This window comes from Streptomyces sp. NPDC031497, from assembly GCF_055580905.1.
Genome location: NZ_JBVIKO010000004.1, coordinates 506,016 through 525,440, shown reverse-complemented (window position 1 = coordinate 525,440; position 19,425 = coordinate 506,016). Strand labels below are relative to the sequence as shown.

The 19,425-nt window shown below is 69.8% G+C and carries 20 protein-coding genes; 16 read left to right on the top strand and 4 right to left on the bottom strand.

Annotated features, from left to right (window positions below):
* From ACZ5K7_RS11045 to ACZ5K7_RS11025, 5 genes are all read left to right on the top strand, one after another.
* A complete protein-coding gene (locus ACZ5K7_RS11045) occupies positions 1–936 on the top strand; it encodes a hypothetical protein (protein ID WP_468912613.1) in 936 nt (311 codons plus the stop codon).
* Between the two features lie 208 nt (positions 937–1,144).
* On the top strand, positions 1,145–1,720 hold the full coding sequence (locus ACZ5K7_RS11040) for a heme-binding beta-barrel domain-containing protein (RefSeq protein WP_351708981.1): 576 nt from the start codon (positions 1,145–1,147) through the stop codon (positions 1,718–1,720).
* Between the two features lie 29 nt (positions 1,721–1,749).
* Entirely contained in the window at positions 1,750–2,196 is a 447-nt protein-coding gene (locus tag ACZ5K7_RS11035; RefSeq protein WP_351708984.1) for a Fur family transcriptional regulator, read from the top strand.
* Between the two features lie 25 nt (positions 2,197–2,221).
* Positions 2,222–3,187, top strand: coding sequence for a CAF17-like 4Fe-4S cluster assembly/insertion protein YgfZ (gene ygfZ / locus ACZ5K7_RS11030; protein WP_351708987.1), 966 nt, complete (start codon positions 2,222–2,224; stop codon positions 3,185–3,187).
* A gap of 158 nt (positions 3,188–3,345) precedes the next feature.
* Positions 3,346–5,145, top strand: coding sequence for a helix-turn-helix domain-containing protein (locus tag ACZ5K7_RS11025; RefSeq protein ID WP_468912519.1), 1,800 nt, complete (start codon positions 3,346–3,348; stop codon positions 5,143–5,145).
* Here ACZ5K7_RS11025 and dtd read toward each other — a convergent pair.
* Entirely contained in the window at positions 5,123–5,548 is a 426-nt protein-coding gene (gene dtd, locus ACZ5K7_RS11020) for a D-aminoacyl-tRNA deacylase (protein ID WP_468912517.1), read from the bottom strand. The genes ACZ5K7_RS11025 and dtd overlap by 23 nt on opposite strands.
* A gap of 158 nt (positions 5,549–5,706) precedes the next feature.
* On the opposite strand from dtd, the gene ACZ5K7_RS11015 reads away from it, so the two are divergent.
* The 3 genes from ACZ5K7_RS11015 to ACZ5K7_RS11005 all read left to right on the top strand — a co-directional run bounded on the left by ACZ5K7_RS11015 (position 5,707) and on the right by ACZ5K7_RS11005 (position 8,958).
* Positions 5,707–6,297 carry an RsiG family protein gene (locus ACZ5K7_RS11015; RefSeq protein WP_351708996.1) on the top strand — a complete coding sequence of 197 codons (591 nt, stop codon included), beginning with the start codon at positions 5,707–5,709 and terminating at the stop codon, positions 6,295–6,297.
* Positions 6,298–6,435: 138 nt separating this feature from the next.
* Positions 6,436–7,680, top strand: a complete 1,245-nt coding sequence (locus tag ACZ5K7_RS11010) for a GNAT family N-acetyltransferase (protein WP_351708999.1) — start codon at positions 6,436–6,438, stop codon at positions 7,678–7,680.
* A gap of 363 nt (positions 7,681–8,043) precedes the next feature.
* Complete coding sequence (locus ACZ5K7_RS11005) at positions 8,044–8,958, top strand: GntR family transcriptional regulator (protein ID WP_351709002.1); 915 nt, start codon at positions 8,044–8,046, stop codon at positions 8,956–8,958.
* A gap of 33 nt (positions 8,959–8,991) precedes the next feature.
* Here the strand turns inward: ACZ5K7_RS11005 and ACZ5K7_RS11000 are convergent, their stop codons facing one another.
* Complete coding sequence (locus ACZ5K7_RS11000; RefSeq protein ID WP_351709005.1) at positions 8,992–9,183, bottom strand: hypothetical protein; 192 nt, start codon at positions 9,181–9,183, stop codon at positions 8,992–8,994.
* A gap of 143 nt (positions 9,184–9,326) precedes the next feature.
* Between ACZ5K7_RS11000 and ACZ5K7_RS10995 the strand changes: the two genes are divergently transcribed.
* From ACZ5K7_RS10995 to ACZ5K7_RS10980, 4 genes are all read left to right on the top strand, one after another.
* On the top strand, positions 9,327–10,202 hold the full coding sequence (locus ACZ5K7_RS10995) for a GntR family transcriptional regulator (protein WP_351709008.1): 876 nt from the start codon (positions 9,327–9,329) through the stop codon (positions 10,200–10,202).
* Positions 10,151–10,945: an HAD family hydrolase gene (locus ACZ5K7_RS10990; protein WP_351709010.1), complete on the top strand. Its 795-nt coding sequence runs from the start codon at positions 10,151–10,153 to the stop codon at positions 10,943–10,945. Before ACZ5K7_RS10995 ends, ACZ5K7_RS10990 begins: the two co-directional genes overlap by 52 nt.
* A gap of 334 nt (positions 10,946–11,279) precedes the next feature.
* Positions 11,280–12,137: a winged helix-turn-helix domain-containing protein gene (locus tag ACZ5K7_RS10985; RefSeq protein ID WP_468912513.1), complete on the top strand. Its 858-nt coding sequence runs from the start codon at positions 11,280–11,282 to the stop codon at positions 12,135–12,137.
* Between the two features lie 111 nt (positions 12,138–12,248).
* Entirely contained in the window at positions 12,249–13,193 is a 945-nt protein-coding gene (locus ACZ5K7_RS10980; protein WP_468912512.1) for an IS481 family transposase, read from the top strand.
* Between the two features lie 6 nt (positions 13,194–13,199).
* Here ACZ5K7_RS10980 and ACZ5K7_RS10975 read toward each other — a convergent pair whose 3' ends face one another.
* Both ACZ5K7_RS10975 and ACZ5K7_RS10970 read right to left on the bottom strand, forming a co-directional pair.
* Positions 13,200–14,192: a hypothetical protein gene (locus ACZ5K7_RS10975; RefSeq protein WP_468912511.1), complete on the bottom strand. Its 993-nt coding sequence runs from the start codon at positions 14,190–14,192 to the stop codon at positions 13,200–13,202.
* A gap of 99 nt (positions 14,193–14,291) precedes the next feature.
* A complete protein-coding gene (locus tag ACZ5K7_RS10970; RefSeq protein WP_468912510.1) occupies positions 14,292–15,056 on the bottom strand; it encodes an HAD family hydrolase in 765 nt (254 codons plus the stop codon).
* A gap of 286 nt (positions 15,057–15,342) precedes the next feature.
* On the opposite strand from ACZ5K7_RS10970, the gene ACZ5K7_RS10965 reads away from it, so the two are divergent.
* The 4 genes from ACZ5K7_RS10965 to ACZ5K7_RS10950 all read left to right on the top strand — a co-directional run bounded on the left by ACZ5K7_RS10965 (position 15,343) and on the right by ACZ5K7_RS10950 (position 19,415).
* On the top strand, positions 15,343–16,401 hold the full coding sequence (locus ACZ5K7_RS10965) for a phosphotransferase (protein WP_468912509.1): 1,059 nt from the start codon (positions 15,343–15,345) through the stop codon (positions 16,399–16,401).
* Positions 16,402–16,479: 78 nt separating this feature from the next.
* A complete protein-coding gene (locus ACZ5K7_RS10960) occupies positions 16,480–16,701 on the top strand; it encodes a hypothetical protein (protein ID WP_468912507.1) in 222 nt (73 codons plus the stop codon).
* Between the two features lie 24 nt (positions 16,702–16,725).
* Entirely contained in the window at positions 16,726–17,340 is a 615-nt protein-coding gene (locus tag ACZ5K7_RS10955) for a TetR/AcrR family transcriptional regulator (RefSeq protein ID WP_468912506.1), read from the top strand.
* A 41-nt stretch (positions 17,341–17,381) separates the two neighbouring features.
* A complete protein-coding gene (locus tag ACZ5K7_RS10950; protein ID WP_468912505.1) occupies positions 17,382–19,415 on the top strand; it encodes a HelD family protein in 2,034 nt (677 codons plus the stop codon).
* Positions 19,416–19,425: the final 10 nt, after the last annotated feature.

Here is a 19,425-nt window from a genome sequence, read left to right as displayed (position 1 = left end):
GTGAACGAGTCGCAGCAGGCCGTCTCGGGGGCGGAGGAGACCGCCGCACCGGAGGCCGAGGAGATCTCGGCACCGCCGAGAACCGCCGTCATGGTCGCAGAGCACGGTGGCGGCGGAGAAGAGATCGGCGGCGGCGAAGCCGAGGGCGCCGGAGGGGGTGAAGGCGGGCGCCGGCGGGTGAAGCTCGGGGGTGCCCTCCGCTGGATCTCCGCCGTGGCCGTCTTCGCGGTCGTCGGGGCCGGGACGGCCTACGGCGTCACCCGGGCCGACCGGACCGACGTACCCGGGCTCGGCACGCACACCGACGGCCGCTGGACGTACCCCACCCTCGTGCGGCCGCCGCTGCCGTCCGGGAGCCCCGGACCGAACGACGATGCCCGCAACCCGGCCGGTACCCACTTCGCCGACCTGCGGAAACTCGTGCTCCCCGCGCCGGCGGGGGCCACCGCCTACGCGGCGCTCAAGGGGACGGACGGCTGGCTGGCGACCGGGACGTTCCTCAAGGAGTTCGCCCTCGCCTCGGAACGCGAGGACATCGCACAGCTGCTCACCGACAACGGGCTGCGGCACATCGCGGCCCGCGGCTGGACGACCGCCGACGGCACGCACACCCGCGTCTACCTGCTGCAGTTCGACACCGCGGCGGTCGCCGACCACCTGCTCAGCGACGAGCTGACGGGGTACGAGGCGCCGAAGTACCGGATGCGGGGCGGCGACGTCTACGAGCGCGACCTGGACTTCCCGGTGGCCGCGCGGGCCAAGGACGTACACACGGCCGCGATCCGGGAGGTCAAGCCGTACGGCGCCGAGCAGGTCCGGGAGGCCTACCTCACCTCCGGCGACGCCCTGGCCGTGATCGTCCAGTCCAGGAAGGGCCGGGCACTCGCCGTCCCCTTCCAGCAGACGGTGACCCTCCAGGGCGAACTGCTCGACTGACCTCGCCAAGAGCCCCGGGCCCCGGCCGCGTAAGCTGGGGGCCGGCTCTTGTACGTACGCCCACCCCCGCTCAAGGAGCACCCGTGGAGATCTTCTTCGAAACCCTGCTGGTCCTGGTCTGCGTCGGCGTCATCGCCTTCGCCGGACTGACCGTGAAGAAGCTTTACCAGGGCCAGCGCTGATCCCCACCGCCTAGGAAACCGCCGTCATGATCGAGATTCCGTCCGACCTGCACAAGGACCTGGTTCCGCTCGCCTTCCTGCTGGGCAAGTGGGCCGGCGCGGGCGTCCACGACTTCCCGGGCTCGGAGAAGTGCAACTTCGGCCAGGAGGCCACCTTCAGCCACGACGGGCGTGACTTCCTGGAGTACCACTCCCAGACCTGGGTGCTGGACAACGACGGGAACAAGGTCCGCCCGCTGGAGACCGAGCACGGCTTCTGGCGCATCGACGCCAACCGCAGGGTCGAGGTCACGATGACCCGCGACGACGGTGTGATCGAGATCTGGTACGGCGAGATGGCCGACAAGAAACCCCAGATCGACCTGGTCACGGACGCCGTGGCCCGCACCGCCGCCTCCGCCCCGTACAGCGGTGGCAAGCGTCTGTACGGCTACGTCAAGAGCGACCTGATGTGGGTGGGGGAGAAGCAGACCCCCGAGGTCGAGCTGCGCCCGTACATGTCCGCGCACCTGAAGAAGGTCGTCACCCCGGAGGAGGTCGAGCGCTGGGCCAAGGCCCTGCCCGCCGATATGCCGGACGACGGCATCGCCTTCTTCAAGTAGTTCCCGCAGAGTAGTTCTAGACTTTCGGTGTGGTGAGCACCGACTGGAAGAGCGACCTAAGGCAGCGCGGCTACCGGCTGACGCCGCAGCGGCAACTCGTGCTCGAAGCCGTGGACACCCTTGAGCACGCGACCCCCGACGACATCCTCGGTGAGGTGAGGAAGACCGCGTCGGGGGTCAACATCTCCACGGTCTACCGGACCCTGGAGCTCCTGGAGGAGCTGGGGCTGGTCAGCCACGCCCACCTCGGGCACGGGGCGCCGACGTACCACCTCGCCGACCGGCACCATCACATCCACCTGGTCTGCCGCGACTGCGAGAACGTGATCGAGGCGGATGTGGCGGTCGCCGCGGAGTTCACCGCCAAGCTGCGGCGGGAGTTCGGCTTCGAGACCGACATGAAGCACTTCGCGATCTTCGGCCGCTGCCAGGACTGCGCGCGCAAGACAGCCAAGGCCGCAGCCGTCCAGACTTGAATTACCGAGTCGTAGGCTTACTCATATGAAGAGCCCCCTGCTGACCCTGCCCGGCGCCGTCCCCGCCGAGGGCGTGGACGAAGGTGTCGCCGCCCACTACGGCGACCTGTTCCGCGAGCAGCGCGCCCTCGCCGACGGCGCCGGTTTCGTGGACCTCTCGCACCGCGGTGTCGTCACCGTGACCGGCGACGACCGGCTCGGCTGGCTGCACCTCCTGCTCACCCAGCACGTCAGCGAGCTGCCCGTCGGCGAGGCCACCGAGGCGCTGGTCCTCTCCGCGCACGGCCACATCGAGCACGCGCTGTACCTGGTCGACGACGGCACCACGGTCTGGGCCCATGTGGAGCCCGGTACCGCGGAGGCGCTGATCGCCTACCTGGAGTCGATGAAGTTCTTCTACCGGGTGGAAGTCGCCGACCGGACGGGCGAGTTCGCGGTCGTGCACCTGCCGGCCGGCTCGATCGCCGAGCCCCCGGACGGTGCCGTCGTACGCGAGACGGCGTACGGCCGTGATCTCTTCCTGCCCCGCGCGGACCTGGAGTCGTACGCGGAGAAGGCGGGGCCGCCGGCCGGCCTCCTCGCCTACGAGGCCCTCCGGGTGGAGAACCACCGGCCCCGCCTCGGCTTCGAGACCGACCACCGCACCATCCCGCACGAGCTGGGCTGGATCGGCAGCGCGGTGCACCTGCAGAAGGGCTGTTACCGGGGCCAGGAGACGGTGGCCCGGGTGCAGAACCTCGGGAAGCCGCCCCGCCGCCTGGTCTTCCTGCACCTGGACGGCAGCGACGTGCACCTGCCGCCGCCCGGCACGGAGATCCGGCTGGCCGACGACGGCGAGGACGGCCGCAGGATCGGCGTCGTGACGACGTCGGCACGCCACCACGAACTGGGTCCGGTGGCCCTGGCGCTGGTCAAGCGCAACGTCCCGGTGGACGCCCGGCTGATCGCGGGGGACACGGCCGCGGCACAGGAAGTGATCGTCGAACCGTAGGAAGCCGGGATTCCGGATCTTCCCGGGGTTCTCCGGATTCCGGGAAGCACCCTGCGAGATATGCCGGTGACACTCATAATTGGCAACGGGCAGCGACTTCCTGAACACGGCGTGCACGTGTTCGACCCGCCGGTCGGCGTGCCCCCGGGGGAGGCGCCTTGACACCGCAGGAGGAGTTCGCCGAGGCGCTGCGCGTACGCCGGGAGGCCGCCGAACTCTCCCTGGCCGAGCTGGCCAGACGGGTCCACTACAGCAAGAGCTATCTCAGCCGGGTGGAGAACGGCCTCCGGCCGCCCGGCCGGCTGCTCGCCGAGCGCTGTGACGCCGCCCTGCGGGCCGACGGCGCCCTGCTCGCCCTGCTGCCGCCCGGACCCGAACAGCACGAGCGACGGGACGACGGACGGGACGGCGCCGACCGGCCCGTACGCCGGCCGCGCCCCGACCCGGCCCCGCACGCCCGGCCGGGCCCCAGCGGCTACGGCGCCGAGTTCGACCAGCACATCCGGCGCGGCGACACCCGCCACCTCCTCGGCGAGATGTACGAGGCGGGCCGGCACTACCAGGCCGCCTACGAGGCCGCCGGCGGCGACGAACAGGCCCGTGCCCACGCCGTCGTCCGCAGCGCCCGCCGCTGGTCGGACCCCGGCCAGGTCGACCGCGACCTGCTCTTCCGTATCGACGCCTGCCTGGCCGCGCTGGCGGACCGCGAGGACGCGCCCGCCGTGGAACTGCGCCTCCAGCTCACCGCCCACCGGGCCAAGAAGCTCGCCATGGCCATCGGCTACGACACCGCGATGACCGGCGCCGAACCCCGCACCGGCGCCCGGCTGGCCCGCCAGACCCTCGCGGAGCTGCGCGAACTCGGCCGCCGTGCCCCCGGCCTGATCGGCGACGAGGCCCGCTGCGAGGTACTGACCGAGACCCGCTGGGCCCTGTACGACTTCGCACCGGCCCGCGAACTGCTCGCCCTCTCCAGCGAACTCCGCGATCTCGCCGTACGCTCCCACTCCGCCTACTTCCAGGGTGAGGCACTGGTCGCCCTCGCCATCGACCAGCTCCGCACCGGCCGGGTGCCCGCCGCCGAGGCCACCGTCAACCTCCACCGCGCGTACGCCGCCCGGCACCGCAGCCGGCTCGCCTACTGGCAGCAGCACACCCTGGACGCCCTGATGAGCCTGTGGCGCGGCGAGTTCGCCGCCGCCGCGCAGTGGATCCTCGGGGAGGCCGGGGAGGTGGCCGCCGCGATGGAGGCCGGGCTGTCGATGCCCGCCGACACCCTCGGCCAGACCGTCCTCGGCCAGGAGTTCTGGCTCTGGCACGAACAGGGCCGGCTGGCCGAGCTGTTCGCCTCCCCGCGCATGGCCGGCGTGCAGCGGCGCGGCTACTTCCCGGTGTGGCGGGCGGGCCTGGCCCTGGCCCTGTGCGAGGCCGGACGGTACGAACAGGCCGTCGACCAGTTACGGGCGTTCGCCGCCGACACCGACGGGTTCACCCTGTTCCCGCCGAGCGGCTGGGCCCTGCCCACCGCGGCGGTCCTCGCCCAGGTCTGCGCCGAACTGGCGGAGCGCACCGACCGCCACGGCGAACTGTCCGCGTACGTACCGCCGTTGCGCGCCCTCCTCGACGCGCACGGCGACGAACTGGTCCTGGCCGGCTGGCCCACCGTGCTGCTGGGCCCCGCCGCCCGCTTCAGCGCGCTGCTCGCCCTGGTCGCCGGCGAACCGGAGACGGCCCTCGGGCACCTGGGCCGGGCCGTACGCCTCGCACAGCGCTATCCGGCCCAGATGGCCCGGCTCCGCCTCGACGAGGCCCGCGTCCGGATCCGCACCGGCTCCCCGGCCGCCCGGGCCACCGCCCACGACCTGGCCAGGACCGCGCTGGGCACGGCGGAGGAACTCGGCATGGCGGGCCTGGCCCGCGACTGCCGGGAGCTGCTCACATCTCCAGCAGAACGGTGAACGGCCCGTCGTTCGTCAGCGACACCCGCATCTGCGCCCCGAACCGCCCGGTGGCCACCGTCGCCCCCAGGGCCCGCAACTGCGCCACCACCTCGTCCACCAGCGGCTCGGCCACATCGCCCGGCGCCGCCGCGTTCCACGTCGGCCGGCGGCCCTTGCGCGCATCGCCGTACAGCGTGAACTGGCTGATCACCAGCAACGGCGCGTCGATGTCACTGCACGACCTCTCCTCGGTCAGCATCCGGACCGACCAGAGCTTCCGAGCCAGTTGGGCCGCCTTCTCCTTGGTGTCGTCGTGGGTCACGCCCACGAGCACACACAGCCCCTCGCCCTCGATCGCGCCGACCGTCTCGCCGTCCACGACGACACTGGCGCCGTCCACCCGCTGCACCACAGCTCGCATGCGGACCATCATGCCCGGTGCCCCGGCGGCCCCCGCGGGGGGTCCACTATTGATCCTTAACCTCACATCTAGGGCCGTTCGGGGGCACTCGGTCACATTGCGGCCACTTGGGGTGACACCATGCTTCCACACGCCGGTCGAGGGGACGGTAGAGGCGTATGAGCACACCGAGTACCGGGCGACTGAAGACGCAGGGCGCGCAGAGCGCGAGCCTGCCCCGGCCGCCCGCACAACGCGGCGAGGGCATCACACTGCCCGCGGAGCCGCCGGAGCACGACCTGGCCCGCCTGAGCCTGCCCGAACTGCGCGTCCTGCGCCGGGACGCGCAGCGCGACGAGGCCGACCTCAGCTACGTACGACGGCTGCTCCAGGGCCGTATCGACATCCTGCGGGCGGAACTGGCCCGCCGCTCCCCGGCGGGCGCGGCCGCCGTCGTGGACCGCCTTCCGGAGATCCTGACCGACGCCCCGGCCCGCCACCGCTCCTCGGCCCGCCACGTCACCCTGGGCACCCCGCACAACGAGGAGTACGGCCGCCTGGCCGCCGACATGCTGGCAGAGGTCGAGCTGTCCGACCTGGCGGCTCGCACGGACCCGGAACTGACGACGGCGATGGGGAGGCTGGTCCGGTACGAGCAGGAGGTGTCGAGACGGCGACAGCGGCTGCAGCGGACGGCCGACGACTCCAGCGGGGAGATCGCCCGCAGGTACCGGGAAGGCGAGGCCCAGGTCGACGATCTGCTGACGTAGGGCTGAGCGCCCCTGTCCTTCAGGGGCGCGGGGCTGTGTCGACGGGCGGCTACCGCCCCGTGGGCGCGATACAGGTCCCCACCGGCCGCAGCCGAAAATCAATCGGCACCACCCCGATCGAACACTTACCGTGCTGTCATGACCGACGCCGTCGAAGTCCGCCCCATAACCGAACCCGAGTTCGGGGACTGGCACCGCGCCCTGGCCACCGGCTTCCTCCGCCAACCGGTGCTCTCGGCCGACCAACTCGACGCCCGGCGGAGGCAGTTCGTGCCGGGCAGACTCCTCGGCGCCTTCGACGGCCCCCGCTGCGTGGCGACGTTCCGCTCCTTCGCCCAGGAACTGACCGCCGTCGGCGGAGCGACCGTCCCCGCCGACGCCATCTCCAACGTCACGGTCACCGCCACCCACCGCCGCCGCGGCCTGCTCACCCGCATGATGAGCCAGGACCTCGCCGCGGCGAAGGAGCGCGGAGACGTGGTCGCGACCCTGATCGCCGCCGAATACCGGATCTACGGCCGCTACGGCTTCGGCCCGGCGACCACGATGACGGAGTGGACGGTCGAGGTCATGCGGGCCGGCCTGGACCCCCGCTGGTCGCGCCCCGAGGACGGCGGCCGGATCGACCTCGTCGACGCCGACGACGTCCGCAAGCTCGGCCCCGAACTGCATGAACGCCTCCGCCGTACGCAGCCCGGCGCGGTCAGCCGTGACTGGCTGTGGTGGCGGGTGAACACCGGCGAGATCCGCTTCGACACCGACTGGACCGAGCCGTACTACGCGGTGTACCGGGCGCCTGGCGGCGAGGTCGAGGGCATCGTGTCGTACGAGTCGGACGACAACTGGCAGGACAACCAGCCGCACAACACGGCCGAGGTGAACTGGCTGCTCGCCACGGGACCCGCGGCCGAGCGTGCTCTGTGGCACTACCTGTGCTCGATCGACTGGATCACCAGGGTGAAGAGCGGCTGGCGGTCGCCGGACGACCTGCTGCCGCACTACTTCCCCGATCCGCGTGCCGCGCGGATCACCAGGCAGGTGGACTGGCTGTGGGTGCGGATCCTGGACGTCGTTCGGGCCCTGGAGGCGCGGACGTACGACACGGCGGGGTCGCTGGTGCTTGAGGTGGTGGACCGGCAGGGGCTGGCCGGCGGCCGGTTCCGGCTGGACGCCTCCCCCGAAGGGGCGTCCTGCGTCCCGACCACCGACACTCCCGAACTCACTGTCGACATCGCCGAGTTGGCGAGCGTCTGGCTCGGTGACCAGTCCGTGGCGCGGCTGCACGCCCTCGGCCGGGTCCAGGAAACGCGAGTGGGCGCCGCCCGGAAGGCCGACGCCCTGCTGCGTACATCCGGGCGTCCCTGGTGCCCGGACATCTTCTGAGACGGTCTCCTTCCTTCCGGCGACGGTGCCTGAATCACCTTGTTCACTTGTTCAGATGTGCTCATCCGTAGCGAGCCGTTCGAGCTGTGAAGTTGTGGCTGTGCGGATCTGCGGGTCTTCAGTTGTCGGTGTTCAGTTGTGACTGTGCTCAGGTGCTGTGCGGTGGTCGTGCGCCTCGGCGGCCGCCCTGGTTGACCGGGCTCCCGGCTCCCCTCCGGAAGGGAACCCTGTCGGCCAACCACCGAGGAAGTATGACCATGTTGCAGAAGTTGGTAGCCAACTTCTCTGTACTTATCTCCACTTGGAAGCGACTCATAACCACCTTCCCGAGAACTGCCGGAAGATGGCGGGAAGTTGTACTGTTTGTCCGTGGACCCGGAACGCGCCTCCGCCAGTGAGCGAAAGAGGCCACAGCGGCCTCTGGCGTCACACCGCACGGTGGCCGACGCGCTGCGCACCCAGATCAGGTCAGGGGTGCTGCGGCCGGGCCAGCGCATGCCCACCCAGGCCAAGCTGGCCGACGAGTTCGGCGTCGAGCGTGGGGCCGTACGGCAGGCGCTGCGCATCCTCCAGTCGGAGCATCTGCTCACCAACGCGTCGAAGGGCGCGCCGGCGACGGTTGCCCCTGATCCGGGCCCGATCCGGCCGGCCGGGGGCCCGGAGGCGCAGCCGCAGCCCACCATGGTGGCCCTCGCCTCCCGGATAGAGGAGGCCTTCGCGGCCCCGCAGGTGAGGATCGACGCGCTCTGTCTGACCTCGGTCTCCCTCAACCTCGCGCTCGGCGAGCCGCTGCGGCTCATCCACGCGGGGCGCCTGGAACCGGCCAAGATCGACGTCCGGGTGCTGCTGCCCAGCCGGAACATCGACCTCGCGTTCCCGACGGCGCTGGACGCCTCGGCCGAGGAGGCGGTGCACAACCGCTGGCTGGCCCAGCGCAACGCCCAGGGCCAGGTGCTCCAGCACAACCTGCTGGCGCTGCGCGCGACGCACGGCATCGACGTCCAGGTCACCTTCCGGGCCCTGCCGTTCACCCCGCCGGTCAAGCTGTACCTGCTCAACGGGGTGGAGGCGCTGTTCGCGTACTACACGCTGGGGCGCCACGAGCGGGAGATCGGCCACGAGCACCTGCAGACGTACGACGCCGAGGGCACGCGGTCGATGCTCTTCGCGTTCGAGCAGGGCGCCGGCCCGCGGGACACCGTGTTCGTGGACCAGTCCAAGCGGTGGTTCGACGCCCTGTGGGAGACGATCAGTTCGGAGTTGCAGCTGACGGCGTAGTCCGCGCCGAGCTGGTTCTCGCCGAACCGGTCCTCAGAGCGCGGGACCGGTGAGCAGCAGGGCGAGCAGGACCGCGCCGACGGAGCTGACCGCCGGGCTCTTGGCCTTGATGCCCACGGTGAGCAACAGCAGACCGATAATGCCAGTGGCACCGTACTTCGACTGGACCATCTGTTCGAAGCCGACGACGAAGACGGCGGAGACAAGTGCGAGGGCGGCAGGCATGGCGGTTCCCCCATCGTCGGGAAGCAAAGCTTCCACCAACTCGACCAAGTTGGTAACCAACTATGCTTAAGTTGTCCCCAGTTGGTTGGGACTTATAAACAACTTCCAAACAACTCCCGCCAAATAAATCGAAGTTGTAGCGTTTGGTCGTGACTCAGGAGAACGTGGCAGTGAACGGCGCAAGCAGACTCACCCCCCAGGAGATCGCCGACGCCCTGCGCAAGCGCATCCGCAGCGGTGACCTCAAGGCGGGCGACCGGCTGCCCACCCAGGCCGAGTTGGCCGACGAGTTCGGCGTGGAGCGGGGCACCGTACGCCTGGCCCTGCGGGTACTGCAGGACGACGGCCTCCTCACCAACGTCACCAAGGGCAGCCCGCCGCGGATCGCCCTGCCCGGACCGCGGCCCCATGACGAGCCCCAGCCGACGATGGTCGGCCTCGGCCCCCGCATGACGGAGGCGTTCGCCGCCCCGCACGTCCGCATCGACGCCGCTTGCCTCACCGCCCAGAGCCTGCTGCCGGCGCTCGCCGAACCCCTGCGCCTGATCCACGAGGGCCGGATCCGCCCCGAGAGCATCGACGTCCGCGTCCTGCTCCCCGGCCGCGACATCAACCTCGCCTTCCCGGTCCCGGTCGAGGGCGACGACGACGCCGTCCACAACCGCTGGCTCGCCATGCGCAACGCCCAGGGCCAGGTCCTCCAGTACAACCTCCAGTCCCTGCGTTCCACCCACAAGATCGAGGTCAACGTCACCTTCCGGGCCCTGCCGTTCACCCCGCCGGCCAAGCTGTATCTGCTCAACGACGCGGAGGCGCTGTTCGGGTACTACATGGTCATGCGCCGCGAGGAGCTCACCGACAGCGGAATGCTGGACATGTACGACGCCGTCGGCTCCGAGTCGCTGCTCTTCTCCTTCGAGAAGCGGGCAGGTCACCGGGACGCCGCGTTCGTGGAGCAATCGCAGAAGTGGTTCGACGCCCTCTGGGAAACCATCACCACGGACCTGACACTCTCCTAGTGACTCCTGATACGACGCAGACTGAACCAGTGACGGAAGAGACGGCGCGCGAGACCGAGCAGCTGCGAGAACTGATCATGCGTGCCCAAGTGGTCCTCTGGGACTTCGACGGGCCGATCTGCCGGCTGTTCGCCGGCCACTCGGCGGACCGGGTGGCCGCGGACCTGGTGCGCTGGCTGGAGGGCCGCGGCCTGCGGGGCCTGGTCACCGGCACCGAGCGGGACTCCCTCGACCCGCACCTCGTGCTGCGCGCGGTGGACCGCCGGCGCCGTGGCAGCGACCTGGTCGCCGAGTTGGAGGAACGTCTCACCAACGAGGAGCTGCGGGCCACGTCGACCGCGATGCCCACCGCGTACGCGGACGTCCTCATACAGACCTGGCGGGCGCACGGCGCCCGGATGGCGATCACCACCAACAACTCCCCGCGGGTGGTCCGGGCCTACCTGGAGGAGCGCGAGCTCATCTCCTGCTTCCACCCGCACCTCTACGGCCGTACCGAGGACCTCCAGCACCTCAAGCCCGACCCGCACTGCCTCAACCGCGCCCTCAACGCGATGGGCGCCGCCCCCGGCGCGGCCCTGATGATCGGCGACTCCCCCTCGGATCTCGAGGCGGCCCGGAGGGCCGGGGTGCCGTTCCTGGGCTACGCGCGTAACGAACGGAAAGCCAAGCTTTTGACCGAGGCCGGGGCGGAGTGCGTCGTGGGCTCGCTGGAGCCTCTGCTGGCGATCCTGCGGGACTAGCCGCAAGTTCGCGCGCCCGCTGCCGGCGCCTGCGGACCCATGCCGTCAGGGACACCAGTAAACCCGTTGCCCAGAAGGCCAGTTGAATGAGGTCGTCGATCGGCACGCCGATCCCGAGCATGTGGATACTCATGACTTTCCGTCCCCTCGTGTCGCGCAGCTCGGACAACCCCTCAAGACGGCAAGTTGACTGAAGAGTTTACTGCTCGGGGTAGGCATGTCCCAGCAACTGAAGCCAGCGGGACGTGAGTTGACTGATCGTTCAACTCTTTGCCTGACCGGAAGTTGTTTGCGGAGGATTTTCGCGAGGCACGTACGGCAGGTGGCTGAGGAAATGAACGCCGGCAGCAGTGCGGTGCAGCGGGTCGCGGAGGAGCTGCGGGTCCGGCTCTCCGACGGCGGCTATCCGCTGGACTCCTTCCTGCCGTCCCAGGAGACGCTCGCGCAGGAGTTCGGCGTCTCCCGCGACACCGTGCAGCGGGCCCTGCGCGAGCTGGGCAGCGAGGGGTGGATCGAGGGCGGCCGGGGCAAGCGCTCCAGGGTCGTCATGCGGCAGCACATACAGTCCTCGGCACCCCGGGCCAGCCGGTCCCGGCACCACCCGATGACGCTGGGGCCGCTGATCGGCGAGGCCTTCGAACGGGACGACGTCACCCTGGACATCTCCACCCTGACCTCGGAGAGCCTGGACGCCCACATCCGTATCCAGGCCGAGCGGATCCGGGCGGGCGACATCTCGCCCCGGCGGATCCACCTGCGGATGCTGCTTCCGGCCGAGACCCAGAACATGCCGTACCCCCGGGCGAGGGACAACAAGGACGACCCGCGGCTGCCGGCGCGGCTGCGCGCCATCACCGAGGCCCACACCGCGTCCCTGCGCACGGTCCTCGACCAGCTGCACACCGAGAACCTGGTGCCGGACGTGCGGCTGGAGGTCCGCCGCACCGAGCTCACCCCGACCTTCAAGCTGTACGTCATCAACCACGACGAGGTGCTGCACGGCTTCTACGAGCCGACCCTGCGCACGGTGATCCTGACGGACGGCACGGAAGTGGAGGCCGTGGACGTCCTGGGCTTCGGCGCCACCCTCACCCACCATGTCGGCGACTCGGACCCCAAGTCACCCGGTTCGGTCTTCGTCGCCAACACGACCAGGTGGTTCAACTCGGTGTGGGACCTGCTCACGGTCTAGGTGTGCTGTCCCGGGACGTTGGTGACACGCGGGCTGGGTTCTTGAATGGGTGAGGGCCTTCTGGGTTCGGTGGGGATTGCGACATCTACCGCCGAAGCTCAGGAGGCCCTCGTGTCCCACCGTAATGCCCCGCTGACGCCGACCGGCAGGCTGCGTCTGGCCCGGTGCGTCGTGGACGACGGCTGGCCTGTGCGGCGGGCCGCGGAACGTTTCCAGGTCAGCCACACCACCGCCGCCCGCTGGGCAGGCCGCTACCGGCAACTGGGCCCTGATGGCATGCACGACCGCTCCAGCCGACCCCACCACTCACCACGACAGACCCACGCCGACACCGAAGCGGAGGTGGTGCGGATGCGGCACGAACACCGCATCGGACCGCTACGGCTCGCCGCCCGCGCCCGGATCGCCACCTCCACCGCCCACCGCATCCTCAAACGCCACGGCATACCCGCCCTGGCCGCCACCGACCGGGCCACCGGCAAACCCGTCCGCCGCTACGAACGGGCCCGCCCCGGCGACGTCAAGAAACTCGGCCGCATCCCCGACGGCGGCGGCCACAAAGCCCTGGGCCGGTCAGCCGGCCGCAAGAACCAGGCCCGCACCGGCCGCGGCTACCTCTACCTGCACACCGCCCTGGACGACCACACACGCCTGGCCTACACCGAAGACCTGCCCGACGAGACAGCTGCAACCTGCGCCGCCTTCCTGGCCCGCGCCACCGCCTGGTTCGCCGCCCGCGGCATCACCATCGAACGCGTCCTGACCGACAACGCCTGGGCCTACACCAAAACCACCTGGCGCCAGACCGGCCACCAACTGGGCATCAGCCCCCGCTGGACACGGCCCTGGCGCCCGCAGACCAACGGCAAGGTCGAACGCTTCCACCGCACCCTGCTCGACGAATGGGCCTACCAGCGGCCCTACACCTCAGAGGCAGAGCGGCAGGCAGCGTTTCCCGACTGGCTGGACTGGTACAACTACCACCGACCCCACACCGGCATCGACGGCCTCACACCCGCCAGCCGCGTCACCAGCCTGCCGGGACAGCACACCTAGGGCCTGCTAGGAGGGCGCGTTCTGGCCTGTCGGGCGTGTCCACTGAGGGTCGCTGATCACGGGGCGCTCCGGTTTGTTCTCGGCGAGCTTCATCCACAGATTCCGGTGGCACTCCATGTGCAGCTCTGCGATCTGTTTGGTCTGGCGGGACTTCGAGCGCAGGTCCCAACCGGCGTAGCGGGCCTCGCCATAGAGCTGTGCGAAGGCTTTTGTGTCGAGGATGTCGTAGTCGTTGTCGTCCCACGCGATTCTGTTGCGCTCGATCCCGTAGGGAGTGGTGAAGACCTTCTCCTGGTTCAGGATGTACAACTTCCACCCGGGTGTCTGCGGCGACTCCCGTAGCTCGCAGGATATGGCCATATGAGGATTTTTCTGCTGTACGGCGTCGAGCATTTCCTTAAGCTTCGACCAATTCCGCTTCGTGAACTGCTCCCGCATGCGTTCACGGTTCTCCGGAGAGTCCTGGAAATAGTATCGCGTGGTATCGGAGTTGCCGTTCCGTGGGGCGGGTATGAGGCCCCCCGGAAGCCCCATCGGAAGGTTCAGGTGGGCGATGATCAGGCACAGCTTCAGCTCTAGCGTATGTACTTCCCGGTCGGCCATTCTCCCCAGCGGCACGGCGAGTGCTTCGAGGAGGGTCTCCATGGTGAAACCCGAGAAGTCGACCCGTACGCGGCGGGCTTCGAACGCCTCCCTGAACTCGTCATGCAATTGGTCCCGGCCGGCGAACACGTAGACGCCCGGGATCTCCTTCGGCTCTGACTCCGACTCGCTGATGGCGTCGAAGAGGATGAAGGCGACCAGTGCCGCGAAGGAGCCCCCCAGCAGCTGTTGGCCCTTGAGAGTGTTGCCGAGAGGCTCGATGAGTTCGGCGGCGACTCCGAGGACGGCGATCAACGCGAGCACTGACTTGACCAGGCGGGGTTTCCAGTCGCTCAGCGTGTGCCGGATTCGATCGAGCCTGTTGGGGCCGTTGCCGCCCGGACTGCGAGATGACACCCATACCCCCTGTACGCGCCGCTCATGCGATCTGGCGGCGTGGCGCGGTAGTTCCCCTGGCGGCCATCATGCCCGGGGCTACTCCCTAGCACCAGAAGGTCAGTTGGGGCTCGACAAGCTCTCCACAGCCTCGATGAGGGGTTCGTGCGAGGAGACGACACAGTAGGCGCCGAGGCTCAGCATCAGTGCCTCGCGTTCGGGTGACTGCGTGTATCCGAGGAAGGGCGTGCCGGCTCTCTGGGCGGCCTGGAGATCCGTGATCTGATCGCCGACGAGAAGGCAGCGCTCGGGCCGCGTCCCCAGGAGATCCACGGCACGGCGCACGGAATCGGGGTCGGGCTTCATGTTCCGCAGTTCGAGCGGGTCGCGTCCCACGACAGCTGCGACCTTCTCCTGCCGTTGGACCTTCTCGCTCTTGAAGAACTCCCAGATGGGACCGTCGGCGTTGTTGCTGACGATCACAAGCGGCAGCTTGTGGTCAGAAAGTACGTCGACGAGGCGGAGTACGTGGGGTGCGGGATCGGCCGACTCGACGACCTCGTACTCGTAATCGGTGACGATTTTCTCAGCCGCGACGAGGGCCTGCGGATCGCGTGGCTCCCGGGCCGGTCGGTCGTACATCTCCCTCAGGCGGCGCAGAATGCCATGGGAGTCGTCGCACGCCTCGACATCGCGATCGAGCGGTTCCCAGAATGCCCGCACGGTTTCCTTGATCCTGCGTGCCACAGGAGCTGTCGACTCATCGCGGAAAAGATCGGTGACCGGTCCGTCGAAGTCGAGCAGCACGGCACCCACTCGCATGTCCTCGTCCGGGTGCGTCAGTAGCCGCTGCAGAGCCGCACGTTGATCGACTGCGCCGCCCATGGGGCTCCTCCTGTCGCCTCGGTCAGTGTGGACCACGCCGGACGCGGCGGCCAGTACCGCAGGTCGTGGGGCGTGCTGCGGACACGAAGGGATACGTCGTTGCACACGTGTGCGTTCAGTCGTCCTCCAGCGGGACCGAGTTCGACGAGTCGTGGCCGTCTGGCACGATGCACGCCAGCACAGGAGTACCGTGCTCCCACTTCTGCACCCTCTGGAAGGGTCACGGCGAAAGAAACGGGCGATGTCACCCGAACCAGCTTCCCTTGCTCGGCTGCACGCAGTCGACGTGAGTGGTGACGAGAGCGTGGTCGAAGGCCCGCTCCACGGATACCACCATGAGACTTATGTGTTTCCGCTGTCCGGGGAGATGGACGGTGAGTGGTCGGGGCGATGGAAGTGCCGGGAGCCACGGGCCGACCTGCTGTGGTTCGACCGCCGGTGCTTTGATTCCGAGGAGCAACTGCTGAGATCTCTCAGTGGCCGTATCGCGGGAATCCCGGACATCATCGAGGTGGGCGGCATCGGACTACAGCGTTTCATCGAGGGAGATACGCTCGCCTGTTTTCATAGATCGGGAACCGCGGTTCCCGATGCATTTCTGGACCAGATTATTAACCTATTCAGACAGATGGTCGAGGTGCAGCCCGCAGATCTCTCCGTCGAACGGCGCTGTGAGGCCGAGGACCGTCCCGAGGACGGTGACACGGACGGGTTTCTGGAGCGCCTCGTCCTGTTCACCGAGCAACGCGTCTATCGAGCGAACCTGGAAAGGTTCGCAGGGCTTTTCGAGGATCTGTGGCTGGGTGAAGAGTCGTTCAGGCACCTCCGAAAAAACGTCTCTGGCCTCAAGGAACGCCCCTTCTGCCTGTTGCATGCCGATCTGCATCGCAAGAACTTCATCGTCGACACCGACCAGCGGCTGTGGACGATCGACTGGGAACTCGCGATGGTCGGGGATCCGCTGTACGACCTGGCGACCCATCTTCATCTGATGCGCTATCCGGCACGGCAGGCGCGTGCCGTCGCCCGGCGCTGGTGCGAAACCGTCGAAGGGGTCCGTACCGGCACCACGAAGGGCTGGGAGCAGGACCTTGGGCGTCTGCTCGCCTACAAGAAGGCCCAGTCCGTCTTCACCGATGTGATCCGCACCGCCCTGGAACTGGACGCGGGCCCCGAGGTGGGCTGGCGCCAGATCGCACCCGCCGCGTTCAAACTGCGCAGGGTTCTGGCCGACGCCGCGCTGTCGCTGGGGCTCGACCAGGTTCCGGGAACTCGTAGGGTCGGGACGGCACTTGTGCGTTGGTGCCGCGAGCACGGGAGCGCGAGCGGCGTCGCTTCGCCGTGATTCCGGATGGGCCGTGGGGCCCCGGTCGTATGGTGTTGATGCTTGGTCCGTTCTCCACCTGAGTATGAGGAGCGGCCTGTGGGCGTACCGCCGCAGCAGGACTTGCGGGTATACCGGTGGATCGAGATCGTCCGCTCGGCCTACGTCGATCTGGACCGCCTGGTCACCAAGGCGAGCCTGGACGGACCGGACATGCGGCGTGTGCTGGACTCATACCCTATGACCCTGGCGGCCGCCACCGGCGCCCTCGGCCTCCCGGCCCACCGCGCCAACCCCTACCTCACCCGCACCCTCGCCTGACGTCCGCTGCGTAGGCTCGGTCCCATGGGTGAGACGGGCCTGCGCGCGCGCAAGAAGCGGCGGATGTACGAGGACGTGTCGGACATCGCCGTACGGCTGTTCCTGGCGAAGGGGTTCGACGCGGTGCCGGTCGCCGAGGTGGCCGCCGCGGCCGGCATCTCCAAGCCGACGCTGTTCCGGTACTTCCCGGTCAAGGAGGACCTGGTGCTGCACCGGATCGCCGACCACGAGACGGAGGCCGCGCGGCTGGTCGCGGGAGCCGAGTCCCCGGTCGGCGTGCTGAGAGCCCACTTCCTGGACGGCCTCCGGCGCAACGACCCGATCACCGGGCTCAACGACCACCCCCAGGTCCTCGCCTTCCACACCCTCCTCAACAGCACCCCCACCCTGGTCGCCCGCCAGCACACCTATCTGGAGCGCTCCGAGGCCGCGCTCGCCGAGGCCCTCGGCGGCACCCTGGACGCCCGGCTGGCCGCCGGCCAGATCATCGCCGTGCAGCGGATCCTCGCGCAGGACAACTGGCGGCGGATCGTGGCGGGGGAGCGGGTGGAGGAGGTGCGGGAGGACGCGGTGCGGGCGGCGGAGCGGGCCTTCGAGCGGCTGGAGCGGGCGCTGCCGGAGCTCAGGGATCCCGGTTAAAAATTTAACCGGGTTACGTTTTCTCGCTTACGCTGTTCCCCATGCAGCAGGAACTCGCCCCGCAGAAGCCCGCCCAGCGCGAACTCGACCGTGAACGTGCTCACCACGACATCTGCCGGGCCGCCCTCGCCCGCATGGTCGAAGGCGCCGCCGAGCACGTCGTGACCGGCGAGGACGTCTCCGCCTCCGGCGCCGACGCCGAGGTCCTCGGGTACCGGCTGCGCAGCCGGGCCAAAGAGATGCGGGAGCTGCCCCAGGGCCCGCTGTTCTTCGGCAAGCTGGATTTCGAGTCCGGCGAACACGCCGGCCAGAGCTACCGCATCGGCCGGCTGCGGATCAGCGAGGAACCGACCGCCCCGCCCCTGGTCGTCGACTGGCGGGCGCCCGTCTCCCGCGCCTTCTACCAGGCCGGACCCGACGAACCGCAGGGCGTCGCGGTACGGCGCCGGTTCGGCTGGGCGCCGGGCAGCCGCGGCGACTCCGCCGACCTCACCGGATGGGAGGACGAGAGGCTGACCGCGGGCGAGTCCGGCCCCGGCACGCTCCTCGCCCAGGAGATCGAACGGCCCCGCGTCGGCCCCATGCGGGACATCGCCGCCACCATCCAGCCCGACCAGGACGACCTGGTCCGCGCCGACCTCACCGCCTCCGTCTGCGTCCAGGGCGCCCCGGGCACCGGCAAGACCGCCGTCGGCCTGCACCGCGCCGCCTACCTCCTCTACACCCACCCCCAGCGCATCCGCCGCTCGGGCCTGCTGATCATCGGCCCCAACCGCACCTTCCTCTCCTACATCTCCGAGGTCCTGCCGGCCCTGGGCGAGACCGGCGTACGCCAGACCACCCTCCCCGACGAGATCGCCCGCCACCCCGCCACCGGCACCGACTCCGCCCGGACCGCCGCGCTCAAGCACGACCCCCGGATGGCCGAGGTCCTGCGCCGCGCCCTGTACGCCCACGTGTCCGCCGAGGCCGTCCACCCGCTCACCCTCTCCGACGGCACCTACACCTGGCGGGTGTCCGCCGCCGCGCTGACGGAGATCGTCGCGGCGGTACGGCGCGAGGAGCCGCCGTACGCCGTCGGGCGCGAGCGGGTGCGGGGGCGGGCGATGCGGGCCGTACAGCTCCAGGCCGAACGGCGGGCGGGGCCGCAGCCGGCCGCCTGGACCCGCCGCCTCGAACGGTCGCGGGCGATGAGCGCCTGCCTCGACACCGTCTGGCCCAAGGTGCGCCCGGAGGAGGTGCTGGCCGCACTCCTCACCGACGCCGAGGTGCTGGCGCGGGCGGCCGAGGGGCTCCTCGACCCCTTGGAACAACAGACCCTGCGCTGGCCCCGCCCCCCACGCTCCTACAAGTCCGCCCGCTGGTCAGCCGCCGACCTGGTGCTCCTCGACGAGATCGCCGGACTGGTCGAACACCCCGAGGGCTACGGCCACATCGTCGTCGACGAGGCCCAGGACCTCTCTCCCATGGAGTGCCGGGCCATCGCCCGCCGGGCCGTCTTCGGCTCCCTCACCGTCCTCGGCGACCTGGCCCAGGCCACCACGCCGTGGTCCGCGCGGAGCTGGGACACCGTACTGCGCCACCTGGGCAAGCCGGACGCGACGGTCGTCCCGCTCACCACCGGGTTCCGCGTCCCCGCCGCGGTCGTGGACCTGACGAACCGGCTGCTGGAGCGCCTGGACACGGACGTGCCCCCGGCCCGGTCCTACCGCGCGGACGGAGAGCTGACCCTCCGGCCGACGCGGGACGTGCCGGCCGCCACGGTCGCAGCGGTACGCGAGGCCCTGACCCGTGAGGGGTCGGTGGGCGTCGTGGCGGCGGACGCGCAGGTGGCGGACGTACGCGCCGCGCTCACCGCCGCGGGCATCGACCCGGCGGAGGCGGACCGGCTCGGCGCCAGGGTGGCCGTGGTCCCCGCGAGCCTGGTCAAGGGCCTGGAGTACGACCACGTGGTCGCGGTGGAACCGGCGGCGGTGGCGGAGGCCGAGGAGCGCGGGCTGCACCGGTTGTACGTGGTGCTGAGCCGGGCGGTGTCGAGGCTGGACGTGGTGCACGCGAGGCCGCTGCCGTTCTGAGGGATCCTGT

Coding starts and splice junctions, on each gene's coding strand:
- ACZ5K7_RS10955 (WP_468912506.1), top strand. CDS start 16,726: ATGGGTGAGACGGGCCTGCGCGCGCGCAAGAAGCGGCGGATGTACGAG.
- dtd (WP_468912517.1), bottom strand. CDS start 5,548: ATGCGAGCTGTGGTGCAGCGGGTGGACGGCGCCAGTGTCGTCGTGGAC.
- ACZ5K7_RS11010 (WP_351708999.1), top strand. CDS start 6,436: ATGACCGACGCCGTCGAAGTCCGCCCCATAACCGAACCCGAGTTCGGG.
- ACZ5K7_RS10985 (WP_468912513.1), top strand. CDS start 11,280: ATGAACGCCGGCAGCAGTGCGGTGCAGCGGGTCGCGGAGGAGCTGCGG.
- ACZ5K7_RS10970 (WP_468912510.1), bottom strand. CDS start 15,056: ATGGGCGGCGCAGTCGATCAACGTGCGGCTCTGCAGCGGCTACTGACG.
- ygfZ (WP_351708987.1), top strand. CDS start 2,222: ATGAAGAGCCCCCTGCTGACCCTGCCCGGCGCCGTCCCCGCCGAGGGC.
- ACZ5K7_RS11000 (WP_351709005.1), bottom strand. CDS start 9,183: ATGCCTGCCGCCCTCGCACTTGTCTCCGCCGTCTTCGTCGTCGGCTTC.
- ACZ5K7_RS11040 (WP_351708981.1), top strand. CDS start 1,145: ATGATCGAGATTCCGTCCGACCTGCACAAGGACCTGGTTCCGCTCGCC.
- ACZ5K7_RS10950 (WP_468912505.1), top strand. CDS start 17,382: ATGCAGCAGGAACTCGCCCCGCAGAAGCCCGCCCAGCGCGAACTCGAC.
- ACZ5K7_RS11015 (WP_351708996.1), top strand. CDS start 5,707: ATGAGCACACCGAGTACCGGGCGACTGAAGACGCAGGGCGCGCAGAGC.